The sequence below is a fragment of the Photorhabdus sp. RM322S genome, from assembly GCF_042879395.1.
GTDB lineage: Bacteria > Pseudomonadota > Gammaproteobacteria > Enterobacterales > Enterobacteriaceae > Photorhabdus > Photorhabdus khanii.
Window position 1 is genome coordinate 1 of record NZ_JBHFKW010000145.1, and the last position, 751, is coordinate 751.

Consider the following 751-nt stretch of genomic DNA (forward strand, 5'->3'; position numbering starts at 1 on the left):
TACTCGCTGTCGTTCGGTGAAAATATGGCGTCGTGACATACAAATTTGTCCCTGTTGAAGTATAGTCTATTTTGGACAACAGCCAGCCCATATAAATCAGGGCGTTCCAATACAAAAATCCAGGGGGGGTCAATTGGGACATCGTGCCGCCATTTACTGCCGGGTTTCAACAGCAGATCAGTCTTGTGAACGGCAAGAATTTGATCTGCGTGCATTCGCCGGCCGTGCCGGCTACGACGTGGTGGGAATATTTAAGGAAACAGGCTCAGGAACGAAGCTCGACCGGGCCGAGCGAAAGAAAATCCTGGCGCTTGCCCAGTCCAGGCAAATCGATGCGATCCTGGTCACTGAGCTTTCCCGGTGGGGGCGCTCGACGCTTGACCTGCTCAATACGCTACGTGAACTGGAGAACTGGAAGGTTTCCGTCATCGCCATGAATGGAATGGCGTTCGATCTTTCGTCGCCGTATGGACGAATGCTGGCGACGTTTCTTTCTGGCATTGCGGAGTTCGAGCGAGATCTTATCAGCGAGCGGGTAAAGTCTGGCCTTGCTGTTGTGAAGGCACGTGGTAAGAAGCTTGGTCGTCAGGCCGGAGAGCGACCAAAATCAGACCGACTTTTGCCTAAGGTGGTTGCGATGAGAGCCGAGGGACGCAGCTATCTCTGGATCGCACGCGAGCTCGGTATCAGCAAGAATACCGTCGCTGACATCGTGCAACGACACAGAGCTAACGCTTAGGGTGTCATTTCG

General features: G+C 53.4%; 1 protein-coding gene. It reads left to right on the forward strand.

The genetic code is table 11. The features are described from left to right. Positions 1–133: 133 nt before the first annotated feature. Entirely contained in the window at positions 134–739 is a 606-nt protein-coding gene (locus tag ACGF63_RS22975; RefSeq protein ID WP_387633396.1) for a recombinase family protein, read from the forward strand. Positions 740–751 lie beyond the last annotated feature (12 nt).